At 68.9% G+C, this 18,807-nt stretch carries 15 protein-coding genes; 3 read left to right on the top strand and 12 right to left on the bottom strand.

Annotation, left to right across the window (positions count from 1 at the left end):
* Positions 1-43 precede the first annotated feature (43 nt).
* The gene (locus tag ACH34R_RS05435; RefSeq protein ID WP_113984090.1) at positions 44-244 is read right to left on the bottom strand and encodes a hypothetical protein; all 201 of its coding nucleotides are present in this window, start codon (positions 242-244) and stop codon (positions 44-46) included.
* Between the two features lie 174 nt (positions 245-418).
* Here ACH34R_RS05435 and ACH34R_RS05430 point away from each other — a divergent pair, with 174 nt between their 5' ends.
* Positions 419-1,645 carry a helix-turn-helix domain-containing protein gene (locus ACH34R_RS05430; protein ID WP_397560165.1) on the top strand — a complete coding sequence of 409 codons (1,227 nt, stop codon included), beginning with the start codon at positions 419-421 and terminating at the stop codon, positions 1,643-1,645.
* Between the two features lie 95 nt (positions 1,646-1,740).
* Here the strand turns inward: ACH34R_RS05430 and ACH34R_RS05425 are convergent, their stop codons facing one another.
* The 5 genes from ACH34R_RS05425 to guaB form a co-directional block, all read right to left on the bottom strand.
* Complete coding sequence (locus ACH34R_RS05425; RefSeq protein ID WP_397560164.1) at positions 1,741-2,187, bottom strand: hypothetical protein; 447 nt, start codon at positions 2,185-2,187, stop codon at positions 1,741-1,743.
* Between the two features lie 310 nt (positions 2,188-2,497).
* The gene (locus ACH34R_RS05420; RefSeq protein ID WP_397560163.1) at positions 2,498-2,920 is read right to left on the bottom strand and encodes a hypothetical protein; all 423 of its coding nucleotides are present in this window, start codon (positions 2,918-2,920) and stop codon (positions 2,498-2,500) included.
* 107 nt (positions 2,921-3,027) lie between these two features.
* The gene (locus ACH34R_RS05415; RefSeq protein ID WP_397560162.1) at positions 3,028-8,577 is read right to left on the bottom strand and encodes a LamG-like jellyroll fold domain-containing protein; all 5,550 of its coding nucleotides are present in this window, start codon (positions 8,575-8,577) and stop codon (positions 3,028-3,030) included.
* 719 nt (positions 8,578-9,296) lie between these two features.
* The gene (locus tag ACH34R_RS05410) at positions 9,297-10,400 is read right to left on the bottom strand and encodes a GuaB3 family IMP dehydrogenase-related protein (protein WP_397560462.1); all 1,104 of its coding nucleotides are present in this window, start codon (positions 10,398-10,400) and stop codon (positions 9,297-9,299) included.
* 35 nt (positions 10,401-10,435) lie between these two features.
* The gene (gene guaB / locus ACH34R_RS05405; protein ID WP_397560161.1) at positions 10,436-11,914 is read right to left on the bottom strand and encodes an IMP dehydrogenase; all 1,479 of its coding nucleotides are present in this window, start codon (positions 11,912-11,914) and stop codon (positions 10,436-10,438) included.
* A 587-nt stretch (positions 11,915-12,501) separates the two neighbouring features.
* Between guaB and ACH34R_RS05400 the strand changes: the two genes are divergently transcribed.
* Together ACH34R_RS05400 and ACH34R_RS05395 are read left to right on the top strand one after the other, a co-directional pair.
* Positions 12,502-13,524 (top strand): LuxR C-terminal-related transcriptional regulator, encoded by a 1,023-nt coding sequence (locus ACH34R_RS05400; RefSeq protein WP_397560160.1) that lies wholly within the window; start codon positions 12,502-12,504, stop codon positions 13,522-13,524.
* A gap of 133 nt (positions 13,525-13,657) precedes the next feature.
* Entirely contained in the window at positions 13,658-14,032 is a 375-nt protein-coding gene (locus tag ACH34R_RS05395) for a DUF5319 domain-containing protein (protein WP_111165262.1), read from the top strand.
* Here ACH34R_RS05395 and ACH34R_RS05390 read toward each other — a convergent pair.
* From ACH34R_RS05390 to ACH34R_RS05365, 6 genes are all read right to left on the bottom strand, one after another.
* Positions 13,993-14,202 carry a hypothetical protein gene (locus tag ACH34R_RS05390; protein ID WP_397560159.1) on the bottom strand — a complete coding sequence of 70 codons (210 nt, stop codon included), beginning with the start codon at positions 14,200-14,202 and terminating at the stop codon, positions 13,993-13,995. The two genes, ACH34R_RS05395 and ACH34R_RS05390, sit on opposite strands and share 40 nt — an antisense overlap.
* Entirely contained in the window at positions 14,199-14,825 is a 627-nt protein-coding gene (locus ACH34R_RS05385; protein WP_111165298.1) for a sigma-70 family RNA polymerase sigma factor, read from the bottom strand. The genes ACH34R_RS05390 and ACH34R_RS05385 overlap by 4 nt, the downstream gene beginning before the upstream one ends.
* Positions 14,826-15,195: 370 nt before the next feature.
* On the bottom strand, positions 15,196-16,821 hold the full coding sequence (gene groL, locus ACH34R_RS05380) for a chaperonin GroEL (RefSeq protein ID WP_397560158.1): 1,626 nt from the start codon (positions 16,819-16,821) through the stop codon (positions 15,196-15,198).
* A 117-nt stretch (positions 16,822-16,938) separates the two neighbouring features.
* Positions 16,939-17,253, bottom strand: coding sequence for a co-chaperone GroES (gene groES / locus ACH34R_RS05375; RefSeq protein ID WP_082776538.1), 315 nt, complete (start codon positions 17,251-17,253; stop codon positions 16,939-16,941).
* A gap of 385 nt (positions 17,254-17,638) precedes the next feature.
* Positions 17,639-17,890 carry a hypothetical protein gene (locus ACH34R_RS05370; protein ID WP_111165265.1) on the bottom strand — a complete coding sequence of 84 codons (252 nt, stop codon included), beginning with the start codon at positions 17,888-17,890 and terminating at the stop codon, positions 17,639-17,641.
* A 547-nt stretch (positions 17,891-18,437) separates the two neighbouring features.
* Positions 18,438-18,683 carry a hypothetical protein gene (locus tag ACH34R_RS05365; RefSeq protein WP_397560157.1) on the bottom strand — a complete coding sequence of 82 codons (246 nt, stop codon included), beginning with the start codon at positions 18,681-18,683 and terminating at the stop codon, positions 18,438-18,440.
* Between the last annotated feature and the right edge of the window lie 124 nt (positions 18,684-18,807).

Below are 18,807 nucleotides of genomic sequence, written 5' to 3'. Positions count from 1 at the left end.
GGCGAAGCGGCCGGGCTGTGGAGCGCAGCGGAGGCGGCGTCGATCACGTAGCCGTCGTGTCGTAGGTCCTGGCCCCGTCCGACGAACCCGACGCCTTCTTGTATTCGTTGCGGATCTCCGGCCGCTGCACGACGTAGGTGGGCTTGCCGGTGAACAACTGGCCGGTGGCCGGCACCTGCGAGTCGGGCGCCCGGAACATCTCCTCCAGGTCACTGGTGCCGAGGTCGAGGTCGGTGATGGTCATCGGCTCCTCCTTCGGAGCAGTGGATGTTGGCTCCAGGAAAGACCGAGATCCGGCCCCGAGGTTGCACTGAACTTGCACACCGCGCCGATCCGCGACCGACGCTTCTGGGCGAGGTGAGAAGATGCCGCCTACGCTGAAACCAACCGCCCCGCCCCCCGCCGGGAGGATCCATCGATGGCCAGCGACACCACCGGTCACCTCGCCACCCCTGATCAGCCTGGCACCGCTGTCGCCGGCGCGAACATCGCGGTGCTGCGGAAAGCCGCCGGGCTCACCCAGGACCAGCTCGCACAGCGCGCCAACGTCTCCAAGAGCCTGCTGTCCAAGGTGGAGGTCGGGGACCGGCCCGCCTCCCACGCTCTGGTCACCGCCGTCGCCCGCGCCCTGCGCGTCCCGATCGAACGCATCCACGGCCAGCCGTACGACGCCGCCACCACCCATGCCCCGATCGATGAACTACGCCCCGCGCTACGCGCCTACGACCTGCCGCCCGGAGAGCAAGACGCCGTCCGCCCGCTGGCCGCCCTTCGCGCCGAGATCTCGGCCATCTCCGAGCTGCGTAGCCGCGGCCTCTACACCCGCCTCGGCGCGCTCCTGCCCGGCCTGCTGCGTGAGCTGACCTCCGCCGTGCTCAGCACCACCGGTCGCAACCGCCGTACCGCGTCTGGGCTGCTGGTTTCCGGCTACTACGCCGCCCACGGCCTGGCGTACCGGCTCGGCCACGGCGACCTGTCGGAGTCCATCGAGCACAAGCTCGCCTGGGCCGCCGCCCAGTCCGAAGACCCCCTCGCCGTGGGCCTGGCCGACTGGACGCGCGTCAACTCCTTCCAGGCGGCGGGCGACTACGACCACGGCCTGCACCTGCTGGATCGCGCCCGGGTCGCCCTGGATCCCCATCTGCAAGCCGACCCGGCCGCGATCGTGCTGGCCGGTAGCATGCACCTTCGAGCGATCACGCTGGCCTCCCGGGCCGGTGAGGCCGCCGCCGTCGAGGAGCACCTGCGCGCCGCTCAGCGCCTGGCCGCCGACCTCGGCACCGACGACCAGCAGCATTATCACCTGACCTTCGGCCCGGCCAACATCCACATCCATGCGGTCGCCGCCCATGTCGAGCTGGGCCACGTCGACCAGGCCATCGCGCTTGGCAAGTCCTATGTCCCGTCGGCCTCAGTGCCACCGACACGAGCCGGGCACCATTACATCGACCTGGCCCGCGCTCATCTGATGGCCGGCGACCGGCCCGCTGTCCTGCACGCGCTGCGGCGGTCCCGGCAGATCGCGCCCGAGCAGACCCGCTATCACCCCATGGTCCGAGAGACCGCTCGTGTGCTGATCAGCCTGCATCGCCGCTCCAACCCCGATCTCAGCCACCTGGCCTCCTGGCTGGGCTTGACCGTCTGACCCTGGACAGGGGCTCGGGTCAGGTGTCGATGCGGACCCGCCAGATGCTGCAAGACCCAGCCTCACCTTCAGTCCTACCGAGTGGACCGCCTTTCTTATGGCGATGCGGTCCAGAACTGTATCTTCAGCAGAGTGAAGCTGACTATGTGTGTCGTGAATTCTTCATGCCCGAGGGATTTACGGTAGATCCTGGCATTCCAGTCGCCGTCCGGCCGGCCGAGGTCGAATTCCTCGCCGTAGGACGTCCCGCCCGAGGCTCCGCTGATCGCGGTCACTCGCCCCGTCGTGAAGCGTACGCTTCCGGTCCAGGTCCTGTCCCAGGAGGCGAGGAGCGGGGGCGCGTCGTCCCAGAGTTCGTACTTGATCAGGCACCTCTCGCTCCGGCGCTCGTTGATCACGATCCCGTTCTGGCCGGCCGTGATCCACTCCACCGGATCGGCGTCGATGTCGTAGAGAGCCCACGTCTCCTCGGCGTCTGAGACACCGTGCAGATACTTCGATATCTCGTTCGGGTCGAGAAATTCGGCGATAATACCGGCCATGGCTGAGGATATTCCAATACGTCACAGGCGGGAGTGCGGCTTGGCCACTGGAGATCGCCCCAGTATTCTCGGTGCCGTCTATCCAGGCGACCGAGAAGTCGTGCGGAGGGTTGACACGTGCCACCCCTTGCAGGGTCGAGGCGAATGGAAACTCATCGCAATCCGGATCATCCAGATCCGACAGGTCGAGTTCCTTTTGGGATACGCCGTTACACCCTGGCAACTTGTTCCAGCTACCGCCTGGGATGTTCTTGGGCTGCTCGTCGCCGACCCCGGCTCCTTCAGGCTCTCGGCCGCCGCGCTCGGCCTCTCACGGCCAGAACTGCAAGGTGATCAACGTCCGCTGGACGACCTCCGGCGGGAACGCCCCGTGGCCGAGCCGCTCGCGGTGGACGCGGACGTTCCACCGTCGGCCGGGCCGACCGAGATCGAATCTTCTGCTGGTCAGATCGCTGCCGGCGATGTCCTCGGGCTGGATGATCCCGGACTCCAGAGAGACGGTCCCCTGCCAGGTCGATGCCCCGGGCGGGTGCGCCGGCGGCTCGCCGTCCCACAACTCGTACTTGACGAGGCACCCCTGTTCCATCGGCTCGTCGATGACGATCCAGTTGTCCCTGGCCGCGGCCCATCCTCCCGGCTCGATGGCGTACTCGTCAGGGGATTCCTCGGCATCGGCGTCCACCACGCCGGCGAGGCCATGGATCGGGTCGTCGTCCAGTAATTCACTGATCAATGCGGCCATGCTGCCTGCCTCCGCGGTTCCAGGGTGGTGGCGCTGTCGGGATGGGGTCACCGTGCGGGCACGGCGACCCCATCCCACCTCATCGGACGGTTACGGTGCTACGGGAGCTCGATGTAGAAGCCGTCCTTGTTGATGATCCGGTTGTTCCAGTACCAGGCTTTCAGCACGTTGCCGTGCTGCTTGTTCACGGTCGCGTTGATCCTGGCGACGGAGAAGTTGTGGACAGGATTCGCCCGTGCCGCTCCTTGATAGGTCGACTCGAAGGGGAACTCGTCGCAGCTCTTCTTGTTCTGATCCTCGACCGGGACCTCGTTCTTGCAGACAGTGGCCGTCACCGTGTAGTTAGCCTCCCTCGTGGCCTTGAACGCCGCCCGGGTCAGCCTTGACGCGATGCTCTTGCCGGGAATGTTCTTGCGTTCGTTCTCGGTGTCGGGGAATGTCTTCCCGCCGGCCAGGGGGTAGGTATCGTCCGGAAGGTAGAAGGCCCTAGAGACGTGGAAGTAGATGTCGTTGAAGCGGACTCCCCGCGGGTTGACGTCGTCCAGCCGCATGACCATCTTCGCGACGGCGTTCAGGTGCACGCAGCCGCCGCCGTTCTTGTTGTGCCAGCCGATGTTCGGCGAGGCGTCGCAGCGGACGAAGGAGGGCAGGCCGACCGTGCCGCTGAACTCCCGTGGTCCCCTGTCGAAGGGGCTCTCACCGCGCGCGTGGCTGTTGACCGTGCACCTGCCCAGCTTGTGGTAACCCTCCCTGCCCCGGTCGGCGTAGGTCTCCGTCATGTGCCAGCCGGGTTGCTGCGCCGACGCCGTGGCCCATTGGGCGACGGTGTGCATGCCGAGCATGCCGGATTCCGACCTGCGGTCGCAGATGGTCGGGTTCTGGCCGGCCGGTACCGTGCTCAGCACCTCCGAGTCGAACGCCACCCTCTTGGGCTGGTAGCCCCAGCTCTTGTCGGGCAGCAGCGAGATCCTCTTGTCCACCTGCAAGATCCGCTGGGAGACACGGGTACCGGTGTGCATCATCTGGAAGCCGTGCAACTGTCCCCTGAGCACCGCCGAGGAACTGCCCGGCGCCCCCTCCCAGACGTTCACCACGAACCTGGTCAGGCGGCAGTGCGAGAAACGGTTGAGGGTGTAGACGCCGCCGGAGTTCGCGCGCCCGGCCTCCCGGTAACAGTCCTGGGGGGTCGCCCACTTCGGTTGCTCCGCCCCGGTGGGCAGGGTGGTCTTGAGGTCATCGGGGGTGGTCGGCGGGTCGGCGGTGGCGGCGCGCGCCGTGACCTTGGGGTTCGGGCCGACCATGATGGTCTGCCAGCCGGTCCAGTCGCCGGTGACGCCGCCGGTGGTGACCCGGGCCCGCCAGCGCACCTCTGAGCCCGCCCGCAGCCGGTCCTTGGGCACCCGCAGTGTGGCCTGCGCGTCTCCGGGTCCGGCGGTGGCCTGGCCGGACCAGATCGGCCGCCGGTCCGCGCCCGGCTTGTCCACCTTGCCGGTCTTGGCGCCGGTTTTGGCAGCAGGGGCACGGGCGACTTCGACGTCCACCTTCGCCTCGCCGCTCCGCCCGGCTGGCAGCCAGGTGGTCAGGCGGGGGGTGAGGGTGGAGGTGACGGCGACGCCGTCCGTGGTGCGGGCGTCGTCCACGGTCAGCCTGGCGATCTCGGGTGCCGCGTTCGTGGTGGTGTTCATGCGCTGTTGCGGCGCGGGCGCGGCGGCGCCGACCGGCTTGTTCATGTCGGCCTGGATCTGGGCCGCGGTCTGGGCCCGGTTGTAGACGCGCACCTCGTCGATCAGGCCGCTGAAGTACTCGTCTTCCCAGATACCGTTGCCGCCCAGGCGCAGGTCACCGGCGTCGTCGACGAGTTCGCCGGTGATCGGGTAGGAGTCGGCCTCCACGCCGTTGACGTACAGGTAGGCGATGCTGCCGTCGTAGGTGAGGGCCAGGTGGCTCCACTGGTTCAGCGGCAGCGGGTCCTCGCCCCGCACCCCGCGGGGCGCGTCGGCGAGTTCCACCGAGCCCATGGGCAGGGAACCGCCGGAGTCGGAGTAGAGGGTGTAGGAACCGTCCGTGATGTTCTCCTTCATCAGCACGGTGCGGTAGCCGCCCGAGGCGGTGGGCCGCACCCAGGCCGACACCGTCAGCGTGTCGGTCATGCGCAGTGACGGGGCGTGCGGGACGGTGACCCAGCTGGTGGAGCCGTTGAAGGACAGGGCCTTGCCGTGCCTGCCGGCCGCCGCCCAGGTGGTGTCGGTGGCCGTGCCGATGTTGTTCTTGCCGGAGGAGTCGCCGACGATGGTGCCCGCGCCCTCTTCCATGCCATAGGCGGCCACCAGGCCCGGATTGGCCGGTGGGTCCGTGACGGTGGCCGCGACCTCGTTCGATGACGGGCTGTGGTTACCGGCCGCGTCGAAGGCCCGGACCCGGTAGTGGTAGGTCCCGGCGGCGAGGCCCGCCTCGGTGAACGTGGTGGCCGTCGCCGAGCCGACGGCGTTCGCGGCCGACGGGGTGAACTGCGGCGTCGTGGAGCGGTGGATCGCGTAGCCGGTCACGCCCACGTTGTCCGTCGAGGCCGTCCAGGTGAGCTGCGCGGTGCCGGCGCCGCCTGTCGCGGTGAGCGAGCCGGGCGCGCTCGGCGCCTGGGTGTCCTGTACCGGCGGCTGGCCGACGGGGGTGTTCATGTCGGTCTGGATCTCGGTCGCGGTCTGGGCGCGGTCGTAGACGCGTACCTCGTCGATCAGGCCGGCGAAGAACTCGCCCCAGGCGGCGTTGCCGCCGATCCGCAGCGGGCTGCCGTCGTCGTACAGGCTGCCGGACAGCGCGGTCTGGCCGACCTGCGCGCCGTTGACGAACAGCCGCAGCGCGGAGCCGTCGTAGGTGAGCGCCACGTGGCTCCAGGTGCTGACCGGCAGCGGAGAGGCCCCGTTGACGGTCGTGGGGGTCTCCGGGTCGGTCTGCACCCAGCCGGAGGGGACCGTGCTGTTGGAGGCGTACAGGGTGTAGGAGAGCGCCTCCTCGCTCAGTTCCTTGCCCAGGATGGGGCTCCAGGAGGACACCGTGGCCGGGTTGACCCAGGCCGAGAGCGTCATCCCGGTCGTCAGCCGTAGCGAGGCGGCGTCCTGCACGGTGACCCAGCTTGAGGAGCCGTTGAACGACAGCGCTTTGCCGTACTTGCCGTTCACCCAGGCGGTGCTGCTGCCGGTGCCGGTGTTGTTCTTCCCGGAGGCGTCGGCCACGCTCGTGCCCGAGCCCTCGTTCATGCCGTACGCGGCCACCAGCCCCGGGATCGGCTGCGGCGCGTCCGCGGCCGTGGTGAACGACCAGATGTGCGGCGCGGCCATGACGTTGCCCGAGGTGTCCTTGGCCCCGCTCACCTCGGCCGTGTACACGGTGGTGCCGGCCAGCCGCTGCTGCGGGGTGAAGGTCAGCACCTTGCCCTCGGCGTCCATCGCGGACGTGCCGGCGACCGCGACGCCCTGGGCGTTCTTGACGGTGATCTGCGCGCCCGACACCTTCTCGCCGAAGGTCGCCCGCACCGGCGCGTCGACCGGCACTCCGGTGGCGTTCGCGGCCGGGCTCGTCCCCGACACGACCGGCGGGGCGGTGTCCGGCGCGGCGGTGGTGAAGGACCACGTCCGGGGGGTCATCACGTTCTCCGCGATGTCCTTGGCGCCGCTCACCTCGACGGTGTAGGCCGTGTCGCCGGCCAGCGCCGCGTCCGGGGTGAAGGTCAGCACCTTGTGGGAGGCGTCCAGGACGGCGTTCCCCGCGACCTGCGCCCCTTGCGGGTTCTTGACGGTGACGGCGGCGTCAGTGACGTACTCGCTGAAGACGGCCACGACCGACGTCGCGGTGGGGACCCCGACCTGGCCGCTCGCCGGGCTGGTCTCCGTCACCGTGGGAGGCGTTGTGTCGTCCTCGGGGCGTGGGTTGATGTCGGGCTCGGGCTCTTCCGGCGGCGCCTCGGGATCCGTGTCGATCCCCTCGATCAGTTCCTCGTCGGTGAGCCCTTCCGGATAGTAGGCCTCGGTCAGGGAGGTCTGCGCCGAGCTGTTGCTGGCCACGGCGTTGGCCAGCGCCTCGTCGTCGGTCATGACGCGCGACGGAGGAAGCTCGTCGTAGTGGACGTTGCCCGCCGCCACCCATGCCTGGTCGTCGGCGTACGACGCCGCGGGCGGCTCCTGGTCGCCCGGGTACGTGCGGAGCACGATCTGGTGCTCCTTGACGCTCGGGATGTACTCGATCATGAGGGCGGGCGGGTGGCGGTAGCCGGGATAGGGCTGGCCGCCGCCGAACTGGCTGGAGTAGTACTGACGCCAGTTGATCGCCGCGGTCTCGCTGGCGGTCCGCAGCACCATGCCGTGGTTGGGCACGCCCTGCTCGATCCAGGCGCGGGCCATGCCGGTGACCCGGTAGAAGAGTTCGTCGTCCTTGGCGCACCAGGTGGCGGGATCGGCGTCGTAGTTGTAACCGGCCCGGTTCAGCCCTTCGGTGCCGGTGGCCGAGGGCTGGTTGGTCCAGTCCAGGCTGTCGGCCGTCCCGTCCAGAGTCCACGGGCCGGTGACCCGCGCGGCCACGATGCCCGCGCCCAGCGGGTCGCCGCACAACTGGCCGTTGGGCCCGCCGGACTTGTAGTTCCACATCCTCAGGTCGGCCTGGACGACGGTGGCGCCCTTCAGCACGGGGTCCGTGGTGTCGAACTTCATGTAGACGCGGGCGATGTCCGCGCTGGTCGAGGTGGTGCCCGCGCGCAGGTAGCCGGCCGCGGCGTTGTTGTTGTAGGGGTCGTTCTTACTGACCCAGGCGTCCTCGGGGGCGCCGCCGCCGAACCATTCGGAGGCGGCGGCGATGGTCACCGGGTACGCCACCGCCGGGTCGGCCAGGAACTTCGCGTCCGGGGAGAACACCAGCTCCGAGGTCTTGCCGGAGGTCTCCACCCGGGCCTTGACGGGGGAGGTCCTGCCCTCGCCGGGGGCGGCCTCCACCTTGGCGTCCGTCGCGGTCAGCACGATCGGCGCGGCCTTGGCCCTGCCCTTGGCGTCCTTGAGCTGCGGCAGTCCTTGGGGCGTCTTACCGAATTCGGTGCCCTCGGGCAGGGTGAGCGGCAGCCGTACGGTGACCGGGCCGACCGGCTTGCGCCGGAAGACCACCTGGGAGACGAAACCGTCGGCCTGGGCCTGCACCACCAGGTCGGCCCCGGGGGCGATGGCGTCGGGGTAAGTGACGGCGTTGCCGGAGGTCTTCGGCTCGGGCAGCGCGCGGGTCACGCCCAGGCCGGTACCGCCGTGCTCGCCGGTCGTGAACACCAGGTGCTTGGCGCCTTTTCCGCCGAAGGTCAGCGGGGTCTTGACGCGGGCGGGCTGGAGCTTGCCGTCGCGGGTGATGATGCGGGTGTCGATGGGTTCCCAGGCGCCGCTGGCCTTGTTCTTGAGCTGGATGGGGCGGGTGTACAGCTCGGCTTTGAGCTTCTTGCCGTCGGGGTCGGCCCAGACCTTCATGGTCTCGGTGAACTGGGCGGGTACTTCGACGGGTTTGCCGGTCTTGGCGGCTTTGTCCCAGGCGCTTTTGAGCGCGGGGTCGTGCGTGGCGCCTGCTGGTGTGGAGGTCGACGCGGGGGGCGGTTTGGCTGCCTGGGCGATGGCGGGCGCGCTCATCAGGGAGAGCGGCAGCGTCAGAGCCGTGATCAGGGCAGCGGGGCGGCGCGTCCGGCCAGGTGAGCGGGACGCTAATCGGCGCTTGTTCATGCACAGCCTTTCGAACAGATGTATGAAAGCGGACCGATCATCACATAAGGAAGGCATAAAAGTAAAGATCGTTTCGAGTAACGGGAACGGGATCCTCCGTCATTACGTGAAGTGATCCACCTGCGGCTCAGCGCGTGATCGAAGGCGAGCAGAGCCATCGTGACCAGGGAGTTCGTCGCATGCGAGGGCGACGGCACGATGCCGGCCGAGCCGGGCGACACCCCGCTCCACAGCGTGGTGTAACCGGTCGAGCACCGGGCCGAAGGCGGGTGGTCCCTGGGCTACCTCGCTCGAAATGGTGGCCTTGGTACCGCACCGGGCCCGGGCCTCGGTCGCCCGCATTCAAGGCATGGCACCTGACACCGCCGGCTCGCGGCGGCGAACGGCGGGTCAGGCGGTCCTACCACACCCGGGAGTACCACTCATCAGTGCGTGGCCGGGGACCTTGCCGTGCCGTCGCACACGGTGAGCGCCCAGGGCGATGGCCTTCGCCCCTGGTCACAGGCCATGCGCCTTGGCGGCCGGCCGCCGCGTGAGCGGCCGGTCCATCGCCACGGTCAGTACCGGGCGGCTTGGCGTCCGGATGAGAAATCCGGCCACACCCGTCGGCGTGTGGCCGGAGTGGCCGCTCAGCGGGGGGCGACGACGACCTCTACCCGCTGGAACTCCTTGATGTCGGAGAAACCGGCGGTGGCCATGGTGCGGCGCAGCGCGCCCATCAGATTCATCGAGCCGTCGGCCACCGTGGAGGGGCCGTGCAGGATCTGCTCCAGGGTGCCGACCGTGCCGAAGGTGACCCGCCTGCCGCGTGGCAGGTCGGGGTGGTGGGCCTCCGAACCCCAGTGGTGGCCCCGGCCGGGGGCCTCGGCGGCCCGGGCGAGCGGGGAACCGACCATGACGGCGTCGGCCCCGCACGCGATGGCCTTGGCGATGTCACCCGAGGTGCCCATGCCGCCGTCGGCGATGACATGAACGTACCGGCCGCCCGACTCGTCCATGTAGTCGCGGCGGGCGGCGGCCACGTCGGAGATGGCGGTGGCCATCGGCACGGCCACGCCGAGCACCGTGCGGGTGGTGTGGCCCGCGCCGCCGCCGAAGCCGACGAGCACGCCGGCCGCGCCGGTGCGCATCAGGTGCAGCGCCGCCGTGTAGGTCGCGCAGCCGCCGACGATCACCGGTACGTCCAGCTCGTAGATGAACTGCTTCAGGTTGAGCGGCTCGGCCTGCCCAGAGACGTGCTCGGCCGACACGGTGGTGCCACGGATGACGAAGATGTCGACCCCGGCGTCGATCACCGCCTTGTGGTGCTGGGCGGTGCGCTGCGGCGACAGCCGGCCCGCGGCGATCACGCCCGCGGCGCGGATCTCCTCGACGCGCCGCCCGATCAGCTCATCGCTGATCGGCGCGGAGTAGATCTCCTGGAGCCGCCGCGTCGCCGCCTCGCCCTCCATCTCGGCGACCTCGGCGAGCAGCGGCTCGGGGTCGTCGAAGCGGGTCCACAGCCCTTCGAGGTCGAGTACGGCGAGCCCGCCCAGCCGCCCCACCTCGATCGCGATCTTGGGGGACACGACGCTGTCCATCGGGCTCACCACGACGGGCAGCTCGAACCGGTAGGCGTCGATCTGCCAGGCGATCGAGACCTCTTCGGGGTCGCGGGTGCGGCGGGACGGCACGATGCCGATCTCGTCGAGCGCGTAGCCACGCCGCGCGCTTTTGCCCCTGCCGATCTCCACCTGAGTCATGCTGTGCTTCTTCCTGGCCGGAACTGCTAGCGGCCGTGGTAGTTGGGCGCCTCGACCGTCATCTGGATGTCGTGCGGGTGGCTCTCGGTCAGGCCGGCCGCGGTGATGGGCATGAGCTGGCCCCGCTCGTGCATCTCGGGGACCGTGCGGCACCCGGTGTACCACATCGCCTGGCGCAGCCCGCCGATCAACTGGTGGGCGACCGCCGAGACCGGGCCGCGGTAGGGCACCTGGCCCTCGATGCCCTCGGGGATCAGCAGGCTCTCGTTGGCGACGTCGCTCTGGGAGTAGCGGTCCTTGCTGTAGGAGCCGCCGCGCTCGCGGTTGCGCATCGCGCCCAGCGAGCCCATCCCGCGGTAGGACTTGTACTGCTTGCCGTTGATGAAGATCAGCTCGCCCGGCGACTCCTCGCACCCGGCGAGCAGGCTGCCCAGCATGACCGTGTCGGCCCCGGCCGCGAGGGCCTTGGCGATGTCGCCGGAGTATTGCAGGCCGCCGTCGCCGATCACCGGCACCCCTGCGGGGCGGCAGGCCAGCGACGCCTCGTAGATCGCGGTGACCTGCGGCGCGCCGACGCCCGCGACCACGCGGGTGGTGCAGATCGAGCCCGGCCCGACGCCGACCTTGACCGCGTCGGCCCCCGCGTCGATCAGCGCCTGGGCGCCCGCCCTGGTGGCGATGTTGCCGGCGATCACATCGGCCGCGCCGTTCTTCTTGACCTTGGCGACCATCTCGTACATGCCCTGGGAGTGGCCGTGCGCGATGTCCACCACGATCACGTCGGCCCCGGCCTCCAGCAGCGCCATCGCGCGCTTCTCGGCGTCGCCCGCGACGCCCACCGCGCCGCCGACCACCAGCCGGCCGTTCACGTCTTTCGTGGCCAGGGGGTACTGCTCGCTCTTGGTGAAGTCCTTCACCGTGATCAGGCCGCGCAGCCGGCCGCCCGCGTCGACCAGCGGCAGCTTCTCCACCTTGTGCGAGCGCAGCAGCTTGAACGCCTCGTCGCGGGACACGCCGACCGGGGCGGTCACCAGCGGCATCGGGGTCATCACATCGCGGACCAGGCGGCTCTGGTCGGTCTCGAAGCGCATGTCGCGGTTGGTGACGATGCCGACCAGCACGCCCTTGTCATCGGTGACCGGGACACCGGAGATGCGGTAGTGGGCGCACAGCCGCTCGACGTCGGCCAGGGTGTCATCGGGCGAGCAGGTGACCGGGTTGGTGACCATCCCGGCCTCGGACCGCTTGACCAGGTCGATCTGCTGGGCCTGCTCCTCGATGGACAGGTTGCGGTGCAGGATGCCGATGCCGCCCTGGCGGGCCATCGCCACCGCCATGCGGGCCTCGGTGACGGTGTCCATCGCGGCGGAGATCAGCGGGATGCGCAGGTTCAGTGACCTGGTCAGCCGCGTGGTGGTGTCGGCGTCGCCGGGCTGCAGGTCGGAATACGCCGGGACGAGCAGGACGTCGTCGTACGTGAGCCCGGTCTCGGTGAACTTGGCCATGCTGGTAACCCCTCTGCCGTGGCGCGCCCATGATGTTGGACCCCGGCCGTGGCGAAGCCCTTGTGGAGCGGTACCAGATCAGTTTAGTGGGCGCATGGAGCGTTGACATGCGGGGCCAGCACGTTGACATGCGGGGCCAGCACCCCGAGGGCGGCGCGTGGGCCCGAGGTCGGACGACGATCCCCACGTACCGCCGTCCGGCCACGGGCCCACGAGTCGTGACACCCACCGACATGGCACGGGGCCGGGCGACGACCGGGCCCCGGTCCGTGCTCGGGGCACGTGGCCGGAGACGAGAAGACGGGAGATCGGAAAGGTCGGTGTCCCCCCCGATCCCCCGCCACCGGCACCGACCGGCGGAAAGCGCCTGCCACCGGATCCCCCTCCGTCTCCGGTCAGCGGGCCGCCTCCGACGGGCGATGCCGACGCTGTGTCAAGCCTGCGTCACCCCGCGTCATTGCGCAACGAAAGAACGTGCAACTGCACAAAGTTGCAACCAGGTTGCACGGACTCCGTCCAAGCCCAGGACCACCGTGCCGTGACCGGGTTATCCTCACGGCACATCGCGTCCCCCAGGAGCCCCGCCGATGCGCAACGACTCCCGCACGCTACCCGACCCGCTCGGCGGCCTCGGCCTCACCCCGGCCCAGGCCGTGCTCTACACCACGATCCTCCGGCTGCACCGCGCCTCGCCCGCCGAGCTGGCCGCGGCGACGGAACACCCGCAGGAGCGGCTGGGCGAGCAGCTCGCCGCCCTGGTACGGCTGGGCGTGGTCGACCAGCGTTCGGGCGAGTACTTCGCCAGGCACCCGGCGGCGGCGCTCGGCCGGCTGGTCGCCGAGCGGCTGGACCGGCTGGCGGCCGAGAGCAGGCAGATCGACTCGGCGCTGAGTTCGATCAGAGAGCTGATGCGCGACTACGACGCGGGGCACGACCTGCGCAGCGGCCCGTTCCCCGTGGAGGCGGTCAGCGGCGCGGACGAGTTGTTCGAGAGCGTGGTGGGCATGGCGGTGGACGCGCCCCCGCTCGACGTCTGCGCGGCGATTCCGGACCATCGCACGATGGTCGACTTCGCCAGGAGATATGCCGACACATGGGTCGATGCGCAGCGGCGCGGGCTCATGTCGCTGCGCATGATCGTCCCGGTGGAGTCGCTGAGCGTCCCCGGCCTGGCCGGCAAGCTCCAGGAGCTGACCGCGGGCGGCGGCAGCGCGCGCACCCTCGACCGCGTGCCGAGCTGGTTCTTCACCGCCGGACACGACACCGCGGGGCTGCCCGCCCTGTGGGGCGGCAACCCGCCCGACCACGGCTACAAGTGCTACTTCGTGCGGACCTCGGTGATGGTCGGGGTGCTGCGCTCGCTGTTCGAGGAGCTGTGGGCGCGGGCCGAGCCGCTGCCCTGGGCCGGTTCGGCCGACGGCGTGGTGCAGGTGCTGCGGCTGGCGGCGCAGGGGATGTGCGATGAGCTGATCGCCCGGAATCTGGGGGTTTCGGTACGCACGGTACGGGCACGCTTCGCCGACGCGATGACCGAACTCGGCGCGCAGTCCCGCTTTCACGCGGGCGTGCGGGCCGCGCGGCGAGGATGGCTGAAGGAGGCGGACCGGTGAGGCGCGCGGCGACCCGCACACCGAGCGCGAACAGCGACGGCAAACAGTGCTTCATCAGGCGCGTCACACACCGAGCAAGACGGGGAGCCAGACTATAGGCTCTTTCCCCATAGTCGTTGACAAGGTGGGATGCGTGGAAGATCTCCCCCGCGACCCGTTCGCGGACGATCCTGAAGACCCGGCCGGAGCCTTCAGCGGGCTCACGGAGAGCGAACCGCTGACGCCCGCCGAGCGCGACGAGGCGATCACCGACCTCGCCGACGTGGAGGTGTTCCGCTCGCTGCTGGAGCCGCAGGGCGTGCTGGGCCTGGTGCTCGACTGCCCGGAATGCGGTGAACAGCACTACTTCGACTGGGACCTGCTCCGCGGCAACCTGCGCCAGATGATCGACAACGGCCGCCCGCAGGTACACGAGCCCGCCTTCCAGCCCAACCCGACCGACTACGTGAGCTGGGAGTACGCCAGGGGCTACGTGGACGGCGTGATCGACACCGAGGAGCGGCGCTGATCGACATCGTCGATCAGCGCCTGTAGCAGGCGGACCGCCGGGTCACCCGAGTCGGCGGGCGCCTCCCGGCGGGACAGCTCGTGGCAGATCATGTCGTCGGCGACGACGCCCGACTCCTCGCCGCCGGGCCGCAGCGAGCGAGCCTGACAGTAGGGGTCGAGCGCGCTCAAGCGATCGACTCCAGCTCGGCCATCGCGCGCAGTCGCGCCAGCGCCCGGTGCTGGGCGACCCGAACCGCACCTGGTGACATGCCGAGTACATTACCGGTCTCTTCGGCGGACAGTCCGGAGACCACGCGCAGAATGATCAGCTCGCGCTGGTTGTCCGGCAGCCGCGACAGCAGCCGCCGCGCGTGCTCGGCCTCGATGTAGCGGACCACGGTCTCCTCGGGCCCTGGGCCGTCGTCAGGCCCGTCGGGCAGGTCCTGTGTCGGTACGGCCGAGCGCACCGAACTCCGCAGCGCGTCGGCCACCTTGTGCGAGGCGATGCCGAAGACGAAGGACGCGAACGGCCGTCCCATGTCGCGGTAGCGCGGCAGCGCGGACAGCACCGCAATGCACACTTCCTGAGCGACGTCATCGGCAATGTGATACTGCCCCGCTACTCGGCCCAGTCGTGCACGGCAATAACGCACCACCATCGGGCGCAACCGCCCGAGCAATGTTTCGATCGCACTGCGATCCCCCTGAACGGCCAGGCTCGTCAGTTCCCTGAGGTCGGACTCATCCGATCTCGTCGCAAGCCTTACCCCACCTATGGCGTCGGCGACGCTTCCCTCGGTCACGTTAGGCATGATGCCCGTACTGATCGGGCCTGTCGTCATGGCGAACGGCTACGGATTGGTCACATTGACGGGATGCTGACCCCCCGTAATCGAATGACGACAGTGCGGATTAATTGCCATGAAATATTTCCGGGGATTAGCCAATATGCGGCCTATTGGGGCGATCCTTGGACGACGCTTTAAGCCCGGCGTAGGTTTACCGCGAAACAGATTTCTATCCGACACACTTGCGTCCACTGATCACATGTCCGCGGAATGGCGCCGCCACACGGGCAGCAGGGGCGACGGCCCGCGGGCGTACGGCCCGCCGGCACGCGAACGGCCCGCGCCCCCGTGAGAGGGGCACGGGCCGTACGTGAGAGCCCTTACGCCGGGGCGGTCAGTGCCCGTGGCCGTGGCCGTGACCGTGGCCGCCGCCTGCGCCCTCGGTCTCCTCCTCGGGCTTGTCCACGACGAGCGCCTCGGTCGTCAGCAGCATGCCGGCGATCGACGCGGCGTTCTGGACGGCCGAGCGGGTCACCTTGACGGGGTCGTTGACGCCCTGAGCGATCAGGTCGCCGTACTCGCCCGTGGCCGCGTTGAACCCGTGACCCGCCGCAAGCTCGGTGACCTTGGAGGTCACCACGTAGCCTTCGAGGCCGGCGTTCTCGGCGATCCAGCGGGCCGGCTCGACGAGGGCCCGGCGGACGATGGCCACGCCCGTGGCCTCGTCACCGGTCAGGCCGAGGTCACCGAGGTCCTTGCCGACGTGGATCAGGGCCGAGCCACCGCCGGAGACGATGCCCTCCTCGATCGCGGCGCGGGTCGCGGAGATCGCGTCCTCCAGGCGGTGCTTCTTCTCCTTCAGCTCCACCTCGGTGGCCGCGCCCACCCGGAGCACGCACACGCCGCCGGCCAGCTTCGCGAGGCGCTCCTGGAGCTTCTCGCGGTCCCAGTCGGAGTCGCTCTGCTCGATGGCGAGCTTGATCTCGCGGATCCGGTCCTCGATCGCGGACGCCTCACCGGCACCGTCCACGATGGTGGCGGTGTCCTTGGTGACCACGATCCGGCGGGCCGTGCCGAGCACGTCCAGCCCGACGTGCTCCAGCTTCAGGCCGACCTCCTCGGACACCACCTGACCGCCGGTCAGGATGGCCATGTCCTGGAGCATCGCCTTGCGGCGGTCGCCGAAGCCGGGGGCCTTGACCGCGACCGAGGTGAAGGTGCCGCGGATCTTGTTGGTCACCAGTACGGCAAGGGCCTCGCCCTCGACGTCCTCGGCCACCACGAACAGCGCCCGCTTGCTCTGGGCGACCTTCTCCAGCAGCGGCAGGAAGTCGGCCACCGAGGCGATCTTGCCCTGGGTCAGCAGGATGTAGGCGTCCTCAAGGACGGCCTCCATCCGGTCCTGGTCGGTGACCATGTAGTGCGACAGGTAGCCCTTGTCGAACTGGAGACCTTCGGTGAACTCCAGCTCCAGGCCCATCGCGTTGGACTCTTCGACGGTGATCACACCGTCCTTGCCCACCTTGTCGAACGCCTCCGCGATCAGGTCGCCGATCTTGGCGTCCTGGGCGGAGATGGTCGCGACGTCGGCGATCTCCTTCTTGTCGACCACCGGGCGGGCCGACTCCAGCAGCTTCTCGCTGACCGCCTTGGCGGCCTTGTCGATGCCGCGCTTGAGCGACATCGGCTGGGCGCCCGCGGCGACGTTGCGCAGACCCTCGCGGACCATCGCCTGGGCCAGCACGGTGGCGGTGGTCGTGCCGTCACCGGCGACGTCGTTGGTCTTCGTCGCGACTTCCTTGGCGAGCTGGGCGCCGAGGTTCTCGTACGGCGCATCGAGCTCGACCTCGCGAGCGATGGTGACGCCGTCGTTGGTGATGGTCGGCGCACCGAACTTCTTGTCGATGACCACGTTGCGGCCACGCGGGCCGAGGGTCACCTTGACGGCGTCGGCGAGGGCGTTCACGCCACGCTCAAGAGCGCGGCGCGCGTCCTCCTCGAAAGCCAGGATCTTCGGCATGACAGTCCTCTCTAACGAGCCAGGGAGGCTCGGGGGCACAGCGGACGACGCATCAGAGCCCCGGGCTCAGGTGCGCCCGGGGCTCGGATACGTCATGTGAGTAAGCCCCGTGGGCGCTTACTTCTCGATGATGGCGAGCACGTCGCGCGCCGAGAGCACCAGGTACTCCTCGCCGCCGTACTTCACCTCGGTGCCGCCGTACTTGCTGTAGAGGACGACGTCGCCCTCCTTGACGTCGAGCGGAATCCGCTTCTCGCCGTCCTCATCCCAGTTGCCGGGGCCCACCGCGAGGACCTTGCCCTCCTGCGGCTTCTCCTTGGCGGTGTCCGGGATGACCAGGCCAGAGGCGGTGGTCTGCTCGGCTTCAAGCGGCTGAACCACGATGCGGTCGCCGAGCGGCTTAACGGGAACCTTGGTGGCGGTCGTCACGATCGGACCTCCCCTTCAGATTTCGATTATCTAGAAGAGGCGACCAGCGGGGCCTGCCGTCGCGGGTGTCAGACCTGCCTCGTCGCATGTTGGCACTCTCAAGGGGAGAGTGCCAACACGAAACAGTATGCAAGGGCGCGCGAGTCGTCAACACGAACCGCCCGCAGGTCAGGCCATATCCTGTCCGCCCAGAGAGGAACGCGTGTCGCTACGGGCGGCAGAGCAGGCAGGGGTCCACACTACGCCCACACACTTGATCATGGATCCCGGCCTGGGCTTCGGGGCCCGCCCGGTCGCGCGAGGGGCCGGACACACGAGGGAGCCGGCGCCTCGCGGCGCCGGCTCCTTCAGTGGGCGATCAAATCCCCCGTTGATCACGGATACCAGATTAGTTGTTGTTCTGGTAGGCCCGGATGCTGCAGTCGACAGGCTTGCGCGTGGCGATGGTAACCGGGGTGAGAGGAATCACCGGGATAATGATGTCGCCGATGGCCTGGTTGCCACAGACGACGATGTTGTCCGACTGCCGAGCAACATTGCCGCCGTCGTCGGGCCCGATGGTCGCGTGGGCCGGAGCGGCGAGCCCCACTCCTGCAAAAGCCGCGAGCACCGCACCACCAAATGCGAGCTTCTTGAGCATCTAAATCTCCCGATCGATCTCGGATGAGGATCCAGCTCGTACCACCTGAAGGCCGAGCCGATAGCAAGTAGACCCACCCGAGGCCCGAACAGCAAGCCAATTGCACCATAACCGCCGTAAAGAAAAGGCAAATCACCATCCCGGGCAGGTGAATTCATGCGAGCATTCGTGAGCCGCATTGGGGGAATTCTCACGGTTAAGGCTTCTGACGGTTTTCGGGTAGGCGAATTGGAGATTTCCTACCTCAGGGGCTTATAGGAAGACTGTCCGGATCTTCCCGCTACCCGGCGCGTACCCTGCGTGACCGAGACGCCTGCCGGGAGCACTGCGGAGCGGGGGGATCTCGGCCGTACATGCGATCGGGGGAGACTCCGGATGGGAGGGTCCCATCGGTGTCTCCCCCGTGGCCTTCGCACGAGCTGGAGCGTGAAGGTTCAGCGCGCACCCGTGGTCGAAGGCGTACGCCGGCGCGGGAAACGATCGGCCAAGGCCCTGGCCCGAGGTCCGCGCCGGCGTCCGGTCACCCCTTGTGAACGACTCAAGCGGCTCAGTTCTGGTAAACGCGAACGCTGCAGTCCACCGGCTTCTTGTTCGCGACACTGACCGGACCGAGGTTGAGCAGCGTGACGATGATGTCGCCGATCGCGCTGTTGCCGCACACGATCACGTTGCCGGACTGCTGGGCGGTATTGGTCTCGTCCCCCGGCCAAGGTGTGGCCGCCACCGCCGGCGCGGCGAGCCCCGAGGCGGCGAAAGCCGCCAGCATCCCGCCGATTGCGAGCTTCTTGAGCATCTGAATTCTCCTGATCGATCTTGCATGAGTTCCGGCGCTCGCCACCCGAGCACAGGACCGATTGCCAGTAGACCCGTGCCGGTCACGAACAGCAAGCCAATAGCACCGTTATTGCCGTAAAGAA

The organism is Spongiactinospora sp. 9N601, from assembly GCF_044326295.1.
Classification (GTDB): domain Bacteria; phylum Actinomycetota; class Actinomycetes; order Streptosporangiales; family Streptosporangiaceae; genus Spongiactinospora; species Spongiactinospora gelatinilytica.
This window is presented reverse-complemented; position numbering and strand designations above follow the sequence as displayed.